Here is a 12,190-nt window from a genome sequence, read left to right as displayed (position 1 = left end):
TGTTGTTAGCGGTTTACCAGCTTCGCCGGCAAGGCGATCACCAGGAAGCTGCTGAGAATCAGGCAGCCAGCAAAAAACCACAAGGCCCCTGCGCTGCTGCCGGTGACGTCAATCGCCACGCCCATCAGCGAGTTGCTCACCAGGCCTGCGATGTTCGCCAGCGAGCAGGCCAGGGCAAAGCCGGTGGCCGCTGCGGTGCCTTTCAGGAAGGTCGCCGGCAGGCTGAAAAACACCGGCACCGCACCGATGATCGCCGCCGAGGCAATCGCAAACAGCGCCACGGTGGCGACCACGTTATGGGTGAAGAACGTACTGGTAGCCATCGCCGCCGCGCCGATGAAGAACGGCACGATGATGTGCCAGCGGCGTTCGCGGTGTTTGTCGGAGCTGGCGCCGATCAGCAGCATGCCCAAGAGGGCCGCCACGCTGGGCAGGGCCGTGAGGATGCCGATGTGGAAAGTGTCGGTAATCCCGGCGTTGCGGATGAATGTGGGCATCCAGAACCCCATGGCATAGGCACTGAGCAGGATCGAGAAGTCGATACCGCCGAGCATCCACACCTTGAGGTTGAAGAAGCCGTCGCGGAAGCTGTGTTTGCTGGCGGCACCGTCGGCGTCGTCCTTGCGCAGTTCGCTTTCCAGCAGGTTTTTTTCTTCCGGCGACAGCCACTTGGCTTGCTGATAGGTATTGGGCAGCGCCCAGAAGGTCCACACACCGAGCAGCACGCTGGGCACCGCTTCGATCAGGAACAGCCACTGCCAGCCGCGCAGGCCGGCCATGTTGTCGAAGTGGCCCATGATCCAGCCCGACAAAGGGCCGCCGATCACGCTGGACAGCGGCAGGCCGATCATGAACAGGGCGATGATCCGCCCCCGGCGATGGGTGGGAAACCAGGTGGTCAGGTAATACAGCACGCCCGGCAGAAACCCGGCTTCGGCCGCACCCAGCAGGAACCGCAGGATGTAGAACTGGGTGGTGGAGGTGACCAGCATGGTGCAGGCCGACAGCAGGCCCCAGGTGATCATGATGCGGGCGATCCAGATCTTCGCCCCGACCTTTTCCAGGATCAGGTTGCTGGGGACTTCGAAGATGATATAGCCGACAAAAAACAGCCCGGCACCGAGGCCGAACGCGGTTTCGCTGAAGTGCAGCTGGTCGAGCATCTGCAGTTTGGCGAAGCCGATATTGATGCGGTCCAGGTAAGCCGCGAGGTAGCAGAAACACAGGAACGGAATCAGCTTCCAGGTGATCTTGTGGTAGAGCGTGTGGACCGGATCGGCGACCGTAGTCGCGGGCGCTGCATTCGCAATGGGCATTGGGGTGTCTCCTGGCGGTGACTTATGGTTTTTATACGGCCGCTTTTTCAGCACTTCGGAGTGCTGTGAAAGCGACTTCCAAAGGCAGTGACAGAAGACTGAGGTGGCCCTGTTGGAGGTGATCAAGTGTGGGAGCGGGCTTGCTCCCACATTCGACTGCATTCCAGCGTGGGCGCTCAGTTTTTTCCGGACCACGCTCTTTGTCGTGGTTCCTGTTGACGCGTTATTGCTCCTTGAACTTGCTCATCGCCTCCTGCTTGCTCACCACGTCGCCGTACTTGCTGTCGATATCAAACAAGTTGGCTTCATGGGGCGCCGGGTGGCGGTCGCCGACGCATTCGCGCACGACGATGGTACGAAACCCGTGTTGCACCGCATCCACTGCGGTGGCCCGGATGCAGCCGCTGGTGGAGCAGCCGGCGAGCACCACGGTGTCGATGCCCTGGGCGTGCAGCATCGGGGCCAGGCTGCTGCCGAAAAACGCGCTGGCGTATTGTTTGGTGATGACCACTTCATTGGCCAGGGGCAGCACTTCGGTGCAGAAGGCGGCGAGGGGGTTACCCTCGACCATGTCTTTCATCACCGGGGCCTTTTTTACCCAGATACCGCCGTCGGCGAAATGGCCCGGATGGTAGCGGATATTGGTGTGCACCACGCTGATCCCGTGACGTCTGGCGCAGGCCAGCAGCTCGACGCTTTCGGCCACGGCGATGCGCACTTCGGGGGCAAACAGTGGCGCGCCTTCGGTGGTATAGCCTTGCATGAAGTCGATCATCAGCAGGGCGGATTTTTTGCCGAAGCCGATTCGGTTACCCCAGACGCCCTGGTAGTTGGCGTCGGCGGATTGTTCGCTCATCTTTCAGTCCTCGGTAATGGACAGTGCACATAACCTTGTGGCGAGGGAGCTTGCTCCCGTTGGGCTGCGTAGCAGGCCTGTTTTTTTGGGGGCGCTTCGCACCCCAGCGGGAGCAAGCTCCCTCGCCACAAAAGCGTTTTTAGTAGGCTCCCGACAGGAGGGCGCCGGCGCCGGGGACGATGGGTTCCAGGTCCAGGGCCTTGAGCATGGCGTAGGTGGTGGCGATGGCGGCGGTGAGCACCGGCAGGCCGGTCTGGGCTTCGACCTTCGCGACCACGGGCAGCGACTGCATTTGTACGCAGGCCGACAGTACGATTACGTCGACACCTTCCAGGTTCATCCCGGCAACAATCGCCGGCAGGTTGGCCGGGTCGTGGCGGGCCACTTCGAGGTTGTCGGGGATTTCCAGGGCGCGCCAGTCCACCACTTCAAAGCCTTCTTCGCGGATGTAGTTCACCACCAGTTCGGTCAGCGGTTTCATGTACGGCGCAACAATGGCGATGCGTTTGGCGCCCATGACTTTAAGGCCTTCGATCAGGGCGCCGGCACTGGTGATCACCGGGGCGTTGGCGTCGTTGTCGGCGGTGGCCTTGCGCAGGCGTTGCTCGGACTTGCGGTGGTAACCCAGCCCCATGGCCATGATCGCTACCAGGCAGGCGTAGCCCAGCACGTCGACCTTGGCGTCGGACAGTTCGATGGCGCAACGGTCGGACTCACCGTCCATGGCCGCCAGTTCTTCCTTGCGCACTTGCTTCATGCGCATGCGGCTGGAGTGAAAGGTGAAACGTTCCGGGCGGATCGCCTGGCGCGCGTTAAGCATCGCCGGGATCTCGGTTTCCATGGTGGTGTTGGAGCTCGGCACAATCTGGCCGATGCGATAAGGCTTGAGCATGATGGTCTCCGTTATGCAGTCAGGGGCTGGCCGAGGAAGTCGCCGAAGGCAGCGAAAAAGCCTTCAAGGTCATCCCAGGGGATCATGTGTCCTGCATTTGGCACATGGGCGACCTGTAGGGTCGGCTGTAACTGTCGGACTTCCGCGACATCTTCGGCCTGAATTACACCGCCGCGTCCGGCAACAATCAGCAGGGCAGGAGCCTCCAGGTGCGGCAGGTCCTGATGGAAGTCGACGGTATGGAAGTCATTGAACGCACGCACGATCGCCGGCTCGTAGCAGGTGTGCAGCCATTCGGCGCGCAGTTGCAGTTGTTCGTCGGTCCAGGTGGCGCAGAAGGCGCGCATCGCCTCTGCATCCATGCCGACCTGGGATTGACGAATCGAATCGACGTACCACGGCAGTTTGCTTGGGTATTCGCGGCGACCCGGGCCGGACATCGGCGGGTCGATCAACACCACGCGGTTGACACTTTGTGGATGGCGCACCGCACTGCGTACGGCAAACCGCGCGCCCATGGAATGGCCGACCAGGTGATAACTGTCGAGCTTCAGGGCGTCGGCAAACGCGCCAATGTCATCGGCGCAGGTGTCGGCGCTGTAGTCCAGCTCCGGTCCGGTGGACGACAGGCCGCGACCGCGCACGTCCAGCACGTAGGTGTCGAAGTGCAAACCCAGGCGTTCGGCGACAAAACCCCAGGTAATCGCCGGGCTGGTGATGCCGGGAATCAGGATCAGTGCCGGGCCCTTGCCGCCGTAACGCAGGTAATGCTGGCGGATACCGTTGGCCTGGACGTTGCCGCCATAGAGAAAGCTGCTCACGCCGCCACCCCCGATTTCAGTTGCTGGGCGTAGAGGTCATAGCCGTAGACCCAGTCCGGATCTTCCTGGGTGCGCAGCCAGGTGTTGGCGTTGGACACGGCCTGCACCCGGGACGCGCGTTCCTTGCGGTTGGCTTCATACAGCTCGAACGCGGTGCGGTAGTCGCCGATCCCTGTTTCCTGCAGGCAGCGCGTCAGCATCGCGGCGTCTTCGATGGCCATGCCGGCGCCCTGAGCCATATGGGGTTTCATCGGGTGGCAGGCATCGCCCAGCAATACCAGGCGACCACGGCTCCACAACGGCAGCGGGTTGCGGTTGCGCAACGGCCATTTGGTCACGCTTTCGGTGGATTCGATCAGGGCCTGGACGGTCGGGTGGTAGCCCTTGAAGGCGTCGAACATCTCCTCCCGACTGCTGTCGACGAAGGCGCCCTGGAAGTCCCATTCCGGGTGCGGCACGCCGGTGACGTAGTAGTACTCGTCGCGCTTGCCGGTGGTGTAGTAGACCATCATGTGCCGGTCCTCGGTCCACCACTTGATGCAGTCTTCGAACTTCAGGTCGTACTTGGCCAACTGGTCGCCACGGATCAGCGCACGGTGCGCGACCCAGCCGCTGTACAACGGTTTTTCGGCACCCAGCAGCTCTTCACGAATGCGCGAGTTGATGCCGTCGGCACCGATCACGATGTCGGCGTAGGTTACCTCGCCGTCGGCGAAAGTCAGGCGCACCTGGGTATCGGTTTCTTCAAGGGTTTCCAGGCGCTTGTTGAAGTGCAGGGTGCCGGGCTTGAGAGTGGACATCTGCAGCGCGTGCAGATCGCCGCGATGCACGGTGATGTAGGACGCGCCGTAGCCAGTCAGGGGAATGCGTGACAGGTAGTCGCCGGTTTCACCATCGCGGCTGAACCAGTGCTCGGGGTGCGACCCCATCAGGTCCAGCTGTTTTTCGATGCCCATGCGGCGGAAGATTTTCATGATGTTGGGGCCCATGTGGATCCCGGCACCCAGGCGGGAAAACTCCGGCGCCTGCTCGTAGATGTCCACGTCGAACCCTGCCTGTTGCAGCAGGGTGGCAGCGGCGGCACCGCCAAGGCCGGCGCCGACGATTGCGATTTTTTGTGTGCTTCCCATGGGGCGTGGTCCTCTTTTTCGAATAATGGCCGGCGGCGTCTGTCCGCAAGGTTTTTAAAGTGTATACGCTCATTTTTTCAAATGAAAAGCCCACGCCTGAAAAATTGTTTTTTTGGCCATATCGATCCCTTGTAACCGGTTGTCTCCATATATAACTGGGCTTGTGTGGATTCGTAACGTTTTGGCGTGGTGCTTGCAGTCCATGATGAAATCAGTTCTTATCGTGATTAATTGGCGTATACGCTATAAAAACGCACTAGAGTGAAGCGCCCTGCAAGATCTTGGTGCAGCAGCTGAGGAGACAGGAAATGCCGGTAAGTGATTGCGAACTGACCCAGATGTTTGAGCATGTGTTGAAGCTCTCGAAGGTCGACCCGACCCAGAGCGTCGCCGTGCTCAAGAGCCATTACTCCGACCCGCGCACCGTGCGCGCCGCGATGGACGCTGCGCAGCGCCTGGGGGCCAAGGTGTATGCGGTGGAGTTGCCGTCGTTCAACCATCCCCGGGCGATGGGCAATGACATGACGGCCTACTGTGGCGACACTGCCCTGACCGGCAATATCGCGGCGCAGCGGGCGCTGGAAGCGGCAGACCTGATCGTCGACACCATGATGCTGTTGCACTCGCCGGAGCAGGAACAGATCCTCAAGACCGGCACGCGCATCCTGCTGGCGGTTGAACCCCCGGAAGTGCTGGCGCGCATGCTGCCGACCGAAGAGGACAAAGTGCGCGTGCTGGCCGCTGAAGAACTGCTGAAAAAAGCCCGCTCGATCCACGTCAAATCCCGCGCCGGCAGTGATTTCCGGGCGGCGCTGGGGCAATACCCGTCCGTCACCGAATACGGCTTTGCCGACGAACCGGGACGCTGGGACCACTGGCCGAGCGGCTTCCTGTTCTCCTGGCCCAATGAGGAAACTGCAGAGGGCGTGCTGGTGCTGGATATCGGCGACATCCTGCTGCCGTTCAAGACCTACACCCGGGAGAAAATCACCCTGGAGATCGAGAAGGGCTTCATCACCAGAATCCACGGTGGTTTCGAGGCCGAATACCTGCGCGACTACATGAAATACTTCGACGACCCCGAGGTATATGGCATCTCCCACATCGGCTGGGGCCTGCAGCCACGGGCGCAATGGACGGCCATGGGCCTGCACGACAAGAACGACGGCATGTGCATGGACGCCCGCGCGTTCTACGGCAACTTCCTGTTCTCCACCGGCCCGAACACCGAAGTCGGCGGCACCCGCAAGACGCCGTGCCACATGGACATCCCGCTGCGCAATTGCGACGTCTACCTCGATGATGAGGCCGTAGTCATCGCCGGCGACGTCGTAGCCCCCAAGGCCTCCCTGGCCCACTAAACATCCAATGTGGGAGCGGGCTTGCTCGCGAATGCGGTACGTCAGTCACACATGCGCCACCTGACACACCGCATTCGCGAGCAAGCCCGCTCCCACATTTCAACCGCGTTCCGGCAATGAGATCCTTGAGTCATTTCCACAACCCCGCCATCATGCCACCCCATCGACCACCGCCTTCCCGAGCCCGCCGTGCCTGATTCCTACGTTTTCTCCGAGCAAGTCGGCCACCTGCTGCGCAAGGCCTACCAGCGTCACCTGGCGATCTTCCAGCAGAACGTCGGCGACTCCCAGCTCACCGCCGTGCAGTTCGTCACCCTGTGCGCCCTGCGCGATCACGGTGCAAGTTCGCTCACCGAACTGGTCAAGGCCACCGCCGTCGACCAGGCGACCATCCGTGGCATCGTCGAACGCCTCAAGGCCCGCGAACTGATCACCCTCGAACCCGACCCGCAGGACAAACGCAAAGTCGTGGTCAACCTATCCGACTCCGGCGCCGCCCTGGTGCAGCAAACCGTGCCCTGCGCCGCCACCATCACCGAACTGACCCTGAGCAACCTAAACCCCGCCGAACGCGTCGCCGTACTCTTCCTGCTACGCAAAATGATCGAAGACCCCCAAACCTGACCCCGATCCCCTGTGGTGAGGAAGCTTGCTCCCGCCGGACTGCGCAGCAGGCCCATCTTTTGGGGTCGCTTCGCAACCCAGCGGGAGCAAGCTCCCTCGCCACAGCTATTCATCCATCTTCTGGCACCGTTTTTGCTCTACGTTGATGTAGTAACCACTTCACCCGTCAAGTGTGTCGCGAGACCCCAGGTACGCGACGCTTTTTTTTGACTGTTTGATGTAGTGGACACTTCACCAAATCCAACGGGCGAAGCGAATGACCAGCCAGAACATCACGGTAACGCTTGAGGTCAACGGCCACACCAGCGAAGTCAGCGCAATGGCCGACACCCCGCTGTTGTTGATCCTGCGCAATGACCTGCAACTCAACGGCCCCAAATACGGCTGCGGCCTGGGGGAGTGCGGCGCCTGCACGGTGATCATCGACGGCGTGGCTGCACGCTCCTGCGTCTTCCCCCTGTCGGGTGCCGTGGGCCGCAACATCGTCACCCTCGAAGGCCTCGGCACCCGCCAGACCCCGCACCCGGTGCAGCAGGCCTTCATCGATGAACAGGCCGCCCAGTGCGGCTACTGCCTCAACGGCATGATCATGACCGCCAAGGCCTTGCTCGACCGCAATCCCAACCCCAGCGAAGCCGAGGTGCGCAGCGAACTGTCGGGCAACCTCTGCCGCTGTGGCACCCATATCGAAATCCTCCGCGCGGTGCTGCGTGCCGCCCGCCAAATGCCTTGAACGTGGATCGATGACCATGACTGACGCAATCCCTTCCCGCGACCAATGGCTGGCCAAGGCCGGCGTCCTGCTGATCGTCGACGATGTGCTGCCACCTTCGGGGCCGGTGGCCAAAGGCGGCACACCGACGGTCAAGCCCAAGGAGCTGGGGCTGTTTATCGCAGTGAACGATGATGGGCTGGTGTACGCCTTCAACGGGCACGTGGACCTGGGCACCGGCATTCGCACCTCCCTGGCGCAGATCGTCGCTGAAGAACTGGACCTGACCATGGACCAGGTGCGCATGGTGCTGGGCGACACCGAGCGTGCGCCGAACCAGGGCGCGACCATTGCCAGCGCAACCTTGCAGATCTCCGCGATTCCGCTGCGCAATGCCGCCGCCGAAGCCCGGCGTTTCCTGCTGGCGCGGGCGGCGCAACGCTGGTCCGTAAATGCTCAAAGTCTCAAGGTCGACGCAGGCGTTATCCGCGGCGTAGACGGGCGCACCATCACTTATGGCGAACTGGTGACGGGCGAGCATGACCAACTGCGCATCAGCGGCGATGCACCGCTCAAGGCCACCGCCGATTACCGCCTGGTGGGCAAGGGCGCAGCCCGGGTGGATATCCCGGGCAAGGCCACCGGCGAACTGACGTACGTGCACGACATGCGCGTGCCGGACATGCTCCACGGTCGGGTGATCCGCCCACCGTATGCGGGCCTGGATTGCGGTGACTTTGTCGGCAACAGCCTGCTGAAGGTCGACGAGTCTTCCATCGCCCATATCCCGGGCATTGTTGCGGTGGTGGTGATCCGTGATTTTGTCGGCGTGGTGGCCTTGCGCGAAGAGCAGGCAATCAAGGCCGCCCAGGAACTGCAGGTGCACTGGAAACCCTGGAACCACCCACTGCCGGACATGAGCGATGTGGAGCAGGCAATCCGCGACAACCCGCGGGTACGCCGCACCGTGCTCGACCAGGGCAACGTCGACGCAGCCCTGGCCGCCGCCAGCCAGCGCATGCCGCGCACCTACCTGTGGCCATACCAGATGCACGGCTCCATCGGCCCGTCCTGTGGCGTGGCGGATTATCAGCCCGGTGGCAGCCGCGTCTGGTCGGGCAGCCAGAACCCGCACCTGCTGCGGGCCGACCTGGCCTGGTTGCTGGAATGCCCGGAAGCGTCCATCGACGTGATTCGCATGGAGGCCGCCGGCTGCTACGGCCGTAACTGCGCCGATGATGTATGCGCCGACGCCTTGCTGCTGTCGCGTGCGGTGGGCAAGCCGGTGCGGGTGCAACTGACCCGCGAACAGGAGCACCTGTGGGAGCCCAAGGGCACCGCGCAATTGATGGATGTCGACGGCGGCCTGAACGCCGACGGCAGCATCGCCGCCTATGACTTTGAAACCAGCTACCCGTCCAACGGCGCGCCCACCCTGGCGCTGCTGTTGACCGGCCGGGTCGAGCCGGTGGCGGCGATGTTCGAGATGGGCGACCGCACCTCGATCCCGCCCTACGACATCGCGAACATGCGCGTCACCATCAACGACATGGCGCCGATCGTTCGCGCCTCGTGGATGCGCGGTGTGTCGGCGTTGCCCAACACCTTCGCCCATGAATCCTATATCGACGAACTGGCGTTTGCCGCCGGGGTCGACCCGGTGGAGTACCGCCTGCGTTACCTGAAGGACGAGCGCGCCATCGACCTGGTGAAATCCACCGCCGAACGCGCCAACTGGGCACCGCGTACCGCGCCGATGCAAACCGCGAATGAGGACCACCTGCTGCGTGGTCGGGGCTTTGCCTACGCGCGTTACATCCACAGCAAGTTCCCCGGCTTCGGTGCGGCGTGGGCGGCGTGGGTCGCGGACGTGGCCATCGACAAGCAGACCGGCGATGTCTCGGTGACGCGGGTGGTGATCGGGCATGACTCGGGGATGATGATCAACCCCGCAGGGGTGCAGCATCAGATCCACGGCAATGTGATCCAGTCCACCAGCCGTGTGCTCAAGGAACGCGTGACCTTTGAAGAGTCGACCGTGGCGAGCAAGGAGTGGGGCGGTTATCCGATCCTGACCTTCCCGGAAGTGCCGCAGATCGACGTACTGATGATGCCGCGCCAGGACCAGCCCCCGATGGGCGCCGGTGAGTCGGCCTCGGTGCCCAGCGCGGCGGCGATTGCCAATGCGATCTATGACGCCACCGGCATCCGTTTTCGCGAGCTGCCGATTACCCCCGAGCGGGTATTGGCGGCGCTGAATGCAGGCACCCTGGGCGAGCCGGCGAAGTCCCCGGAAAAGCGCCGCAAATGGTTGTTCGGCTCATTGTTCGCCGCCTTTGGCGCGGTGCTGGGCATGGCTGCTACCGCGTGGCCGTTTCACAGCGAAATTGCCCCGATTGCGCCGCCCAGTGCAGGCACCTGGTCCAAGGCCACGCTGGAGCGCGGGCGCTTGCTGGCCGCCGTGGGGGATTGCGCGGTGTGCCACACGGCACCGGGCGGTGCCCCCAATGCCGGCGGGCTGGCGATGCATACGCCGTTCGGCACCCTTTACAGCAGCAACATCACCCCGGATGAGAAAACCGGGATTGGCAACTGGTCCTACCCGGCGTTCGAGCGGGCGATGCGCGACGGCATTGGCCGCGACGGGCGCAACCTGTACCCGGCGTTTCCCTATACGGCGTTTCGCAATATCAACGATGCCGACATGCAGGCGCTGTATGCCTACCTGATGTCCCAGGCACCGGTGAGCCAGGCACCGGTGCCGAATGCGATGAAGTTTCCGTTCAATATCCGGCCGTTGATGGCCGGCTGGAATGCGCTGTTCCTGCGCCGTGGGGAAATCAGCGTGCAGCCACAGCGCAGCGAGCAATGGAATCGTGGCGCTTACCTGGTCAACGGTTTGGGGCACTGCGCGGCGTGCCATTCGCCGCGCAACCTGATGGGGGCGGAGAAGGGCGGCAAGGCGTTCCTCGCGGGCGGCAGGGTGGACGGTTGGGAAGCGCCGGCCTTGAATGGCTTGTCCAAGGCGCCGACGCCGTGGACCGAAGACCAATTGTTCAGCTACCTGAGCACTGGTTATTCCGATGCCCATGGCGTGGCAACGGGGCCGATGGGACCGGTCGTGACTGAACTGGCGAAACTGCCCAAGACCGACATCCGCGCGATGGCGGTGTACCTGGCTTTGCTGAACGACAGCGGCGCCGCCGAAGCGCAGGTGGTGGCAGCTGCGACGGTGCCCAATGCCAATGGGCGACGGGTATTCGAAGGTTCATGCAAGGCCTGCCATGCCGACGGACAGGGCCCGAAGCTGTTCGGCGTCAGCCCGTCACTGGCGACCAATACCAATGTGCACAGCGATCAACCGGACAACCTGATCAAGGTGATTTTGCAAGGGATCAGCACTCCGGCGACCAAGGATCTGGGTTACATGCCGGCGTTCAAGGACAGTTTGTCGAACACCCAAGTGGCGGAGTTGGCCGCCTACCTGCGCGGGCGCTTCGCACCCCATGCACCGCAGTGGGAAGGCCTGGAGCAAACCGTGGCACACCTGCGAGCCAATCCCGGTACCCATTGATTCACACGGTCAAAAAATGTGGGAGCGGGCTTGCTCGCGAAAGCGGTTCGTCAGTCGCCAAATATATTGACTGATACACCGCATTCGCGAGCAAGCCCGCTCCCACATTTAGATCCAGGTTCTACCGTTGGATGGGCGGTGTCACGCATACCCCGCGCAACACCAGATCACTGATAAACCCCAGCCAATCCCGCTGCTGGGTCTTATCCGCCAAATCCTCCCCCAAAAACGAACTCAGCGTGTGCTGGTTGGAGTTATAGAAGTAGCACAACGAAGCAATCATCAAGTACACATGCTTGATGTCCACATCTTCACGAAACAGCCCTTGGGCCTGGCCCGCCTCAATGATCGGCCGCAACACCCCAACCGCCTCCCCGGACAACCGCCGCAGTTCACCCGACTGCTTCGCATGCTTGCCCTGGTGCAGGTTCTCGATGCTCAGGATCGCCACAAACTCGGGATGCTTGACGTAGTAATTCCAGATAAACCCCACCAGCGCCTGCAACGCTTGCACCGGTGCAGTCAGGTCGAGCTTGAGCTTGCTTTCGGCCTTGTTGAACTGTTCATAGGTGTGCTCCAGCACACACACAAACAGGTGCTCCTTGCTGCCGAAGTAGTAATACAGCATGCGGTCGTTGGAGTCGGCCTCGCGGGAAATGCTTTCCACACGCCCGCCGGAATAGCCGTCGCGGGTGAAGACCTTGACCGCCGCCTGGAGAATCCGCGCGCGGGTCTGGTCGGCTTGCTGGGCGCGGATACCGGTCTTCTTGATCACCATCGAAAAGCCTCTGCTGCGCGGCGTAAAGGCCCGGAATATAGCATGGGCATTATTCCGTTACCGACAGGCTCTGTCACAAACGCGGCATAACGCTGGGGCTTGGATCGGAAAAGTATTACTTTCGAG

Annotated in this window: 10 protein-coding genes; 4 read left to right on the top strand and 6 right to left on the bottom strand. The window is 62.3% G+C overall.

The window, feature by feature from the left end:
• Positions 1-5 precede the first annotated feature (5 nt).
• The 5 genes from C0058_RS17235 to C0058_RS17210 form a co-directional block, all read right to left on the bottom strand.
• Positions 6-1,316 (bottom strand): MFS transporter, encoded by a 1,311-nt coding sequence (locus C0058_RS17235; RefSeq protein ID WP_008436141.1) that lies wholly within the window; start codon positions 1,314-1,316, stop codon positions 6-8.
• A 223-nt stretch (positions 1,317-1,539) separates the two neighbouring features.
• Entirely contained in the window at positions 1,540-2,172 is a 633-nt protein-coding gene (locus tag C0058_RS17230) for an N-carbamoylsarcosine amidohydrolase (protein ID WP_003215327.1), read from the bottom strand.
• A gap of 139 nt (positions 2,173-2,311) precedes the next feature.
• A complete protein-coding gene (locus C0058_RS17220) occupies positions 2,312-3,064 on the bottom strand; it encodes a hypothetical protein (protein WP_003215329.1) in 753 nt (250 codons plus the stop codon).
• A gap of 11 nt (positions 3,065-3,075) precedes the next feature.
• Positions 3,076-3,885: an alpha/beta fold hydrolase gene (locus tag C0058_RS17215; protein WP_102369163.1), complete on the bottom strand. Its 810-nt coding sequence runs from the start codon at positions 3,883-3,885 to the stop codon at positions 3,076-3,078.
• Positions 3,882-5,015, bottom strand: coding sequence for an FAD-dependent monooxygenase (locus C0058_RS17210; protein ID WP_003215332.1), 1,134 nt, complete (start codon positions 5,013-5,015; stop codon positions 3,882-3,884). Before C0058_RS17210 ends, C0058_RS17215 begins: the two co-directional genes overlap by 4 nt.
• Positions 5,016-5,323: 308 nt before the next feature.
• Here C0058_RS17210 and C0058_RS17205 point away from each other — a divergent pair, with 308 nt between their 5' ends.
• The 4 genes from C0058_RS17205 (at position 5,324) to C0058_RS17190 (ending at position 11,286) form a co-directional block, all read left to right on the top strand.
• Positions 5,324-6,376, top strand: a complete 1,053-nt coding sequence (locus C0058_RS17205; RefSeq protein WP_102369162.1) for a 2,5-dihydroxypyridine 5,6-dioxygenase — start codon at positions 5,324-5,326, stop codon at positions 6,374-6,376.
• A 189-nt stretch (positions 6,377-6,565) separates the two neighbouring features.
• Positions 6,566-7,000 (top strand): MarR family winged helix-turn-helix transcriptional regulator, encoded by a 435-nt coding sequence (locus tag C0058_RS17200; protein WP_003215338.1) that lies wholly within the window; start codon positions 6,566-6,568, stop codon positions 6,998-7,000.
• Positions 7,001-7,256: 256 nt separating this feature from the next.
• Positions 7,257-7,733: a (2Fe-2S)-binding protein gene (locus C0058_RS17195; protein ID WP_087692683.1), complete on the top strand. Its 477-nt coding sequence runs from the start codon at positions 7,257-7,259 to the stop codon at positions 7,731-7,733.
• Between the two features lie 16 nt (positions 7,734-7,749).
• Positions 7,750-11,286 (top strand): molybdopterin cofactor-binding domain-containing protein, encoded by a 3,537-nt coding sequence (locus C0058_RS17190; RefSeq protein WP_174717784.1) that lies wholly within the window; start codon positions 7,750-7,752, stop codon positions 11,284-11,286.
• A 121-nt stretch (positions 11,287-11,407) separates the two neighbouring features.
• Here the strand turns inward: C0058_RS17190 and C0058_RS17185 are convergent, their stop codons facing one another.
• A complete protein-coding gene (locus tag C0058_RS17185) occupies positions 11,408-12,064 on the bottom strand; it encodes a TetR/AcrR family transcriptional regulator (protein WP_003215344.1) in 657 nt (218 codons plus the stop codon).
• Positions 12,065-12,190 lie beyond the last annotated feature (126 nt).

The sequence above is a fragment of the Pseudomonas sp. NC02 genome, from assembly GCF_002874965.1.
GTDB lineage: Bacteria > Pseudomonadota > Gammaproteobacteria > Pseudomonadales > Pseudomonadaceae > Aquipseudomonas.
This window is presented reverse-complemented; position numbering and strand designations above follow the sequence as displayed.

What these genes read in the sequence shown, in the direction of transcription:
- C0058_RS17210 (WP_003215332.1), bottom strand. Translation starts at nt 5,015, where the DNA reads ATGGGAAGCACACAAAAAATCGCAATCGTCGGCGCCGGCCTTGGCGGT.
- C0058_RS17205 (WP_102369162.1), top strand. Translation starts at nt 5,324, where the DNA reads ATGCCGGTAAGTGATTGCGAACTGACCCAGATGTTTGAGCATGTGTTG.
- C0058_RS17220 (WP_003215329.1), bottom strand. Translation starts at nt 3,064, where the DNA reads ATGCTCAAGCCTTATCGCATCGGCCAGATTGTGCCGAGCTCCAACACC.
- C0058_RS17230 (WP_003215327.1), bottom strand. Translation starts at nt 2,172, where the DNA reads ATGAGCGAACAATCCGCCGACGCCAACTACCAGGGCGTCTGGGGTAAC.
- C0058_RS17195 (WP_087692683.1), top strand. Translation starts at nt 7,257, where the DNA reads ATGACCAGCCAGAACATCACGGTAACGCTTGAGGTCAACGGCCACACC.
- C0058_RS17235 (WP_008436141.1), bottom strand. Translation starts at nt 1,316, where the DNA reads ATGCCCATTGCGAATGCAGCGCCCGCGACTACGGTCGCCGATCCGGTC.
- C0058_RS17185 (WP_003215344.1), bottom strand. Translation starts at nt 12,064, where the DNA reads ATGGTGATCAAGAAGACCGGTATCCGCGCCCAGCAAGCCGACCAGACC.
- C0058_RS17190 (WP_174717784.1), top strand. Translation starts at nt 7,750, where the DNA reads ATGACTGACGCAATCCCTTCCCGCGACCAATGGCTGGCCAAGGCCGGC.